The sequence below is a fragment of the Streptomyces sp. NPDC017890 genome, assembly GCF_044328675.1.
In the GTDB taxonomy this organism is placed as follows: domain Bacteria; phylum Actinomycetota; class Actinomycetes; order Streptomycetales; family Streptomycetaceae; genus Streptomyces.
The window spans coordinates 1-1,524 of sequence record NZ_JBIRHU010000139.1; the positions used below are offsets into that span (position 1 = coordinate 1).

Consider the following 1,524-nt stretch of genomic DNA (forward strand, 5'->3'; position numbering starts at 1 on the left):
CGCCCGTCGGGCCCAGGAAAATGAACGAACCGATCGGCCGGCGCGGATCACGGATACCGGACCTCGCCCGGATCACCGCGTCCGCGACCAGTTGCACCGCCTCGTCCTGACCGACGACCCTCTCGTGGAGAATCTCGTCGAGCTTCAACAACTTCTCCCGCTCACCTTCCTGCAGCCGGGCGACCGGGATACCCGTCCATGCGGCCACGATCTCTGCGATCTCGTCTTCGGTGACCACTTCACGCAGCAACGGATTCCGGCCCTGCCTGGTAGCCAGTTGCTCCTCCGCCGCCTCGAGCCGGCGCTCCAGCGCGGTGATCTCGCCGTACCGCAACTCGGCGGCCCGATTGAGGTCGTAGTTGCGTTCCGCCGCCTCGGCCTCGTGGCGCAACCGTTCCAAATCTCCTCGCAGTTCTTGCACCCGCCGGATCGCCTGCCGCTCCGCCTCCCATTGAGCGTGCCGGGCGTCTGCCTCGGCCCGCAGGTCGGCCAGCTCCTTGCGCAATTCTTCGAGGCGCGCCTTGCTGGCCGCGTCCGTTTCCTTGGACAGTGCGGCCTCTTCGATCTCCAGACGGGTCACCTTCCGGGTGAGCTCGTCGAGTTCGGCAGGCATCGAATCGATTTCGGTGCGGAGCCGAGCGCATGCCTCGTCTACGAGATCGATCGCCTTGTCCGGAAGGAAGCGGTCGGTGATGTATCGGTGCGAGAGGGTCACGGCGGCCACCAATGCACCGTCTTGAATTTTCACGCCATGGAACACCTCGAGGCGTTCTCGAAGTCCGCGCAGAATCGAGATCGCATCCTCGGCACTGGGCTCGTCGACGAGAACGGTCTGGAATCGACGCTCCAGTGCCGCATCGGATTCGATGTGCTTGCGATACTCGTCGAGAGTGGTGGCACCGATCATGTGCAGTTCGCCGCGTGCGAGCATCGGTTTGAGCATGTTGCCGGCGTCGAGAGACCCCTCGCCGCCGACCGAGCCCGCTCCGACCACGGTATGCAACTCGTCGACGAACAACAGGATGCGCCCCTCGGCAGCCTTCACCTCGGACAGCACGGCCTGCAGTCGCTCCTCGAACTCGCCGCGGTACTTCGCACCGGCCACCAGAGAACCCATGTCGAGCGAGAAGATCGTCTTGTCGCGTAGGCCCTCGGGCACGTCGCCGCGGACGATCCGCTGGGCGAGACCCTCGACAATCGCGGTCTTACCGACACCGGGGTCGCCGATCAGCACCGGGTTGTTCTTCGTTTTCCGGCTCAAGATCTGAGTTACCCTGCGGATCTCGGCATCTCGGCCGATGACCGGATCGAGTTTGCCTGCCCGCCCCTCGGAGACGAGGTCGCGCCCGTACTTCTCCAATGCCTCGTACGCCCCCTCCGGGGTGGCCGAGGTGACACGCTGATTGCCGCGCACCTTCGTCAGCGCTGTGAGGAAGGCGTCTCGTGTGACCCCGTGACTGGCGAGGACCCGCCCGGCCGCGCTGGCCGATCCTTCCTCGGAGAGGGCCATCACAAGATGCTCCA

At 65.2% G+C, this 1,524-nt stretch carries 1 protein-coding gene; it reads right to left on the bottom strand.

Going from position 1 to position 1,524, the window contains the following annotated elements; all coding sequences use genetic code 11:
* Nucleotides 1-1,524 (bottom strand): AAA family ATPase (locus tag ACH4F2_RS36040; RefSeq protein WP_398136812.1); only part of this gene is annotated, 1,524 nt, incomplete at both ends.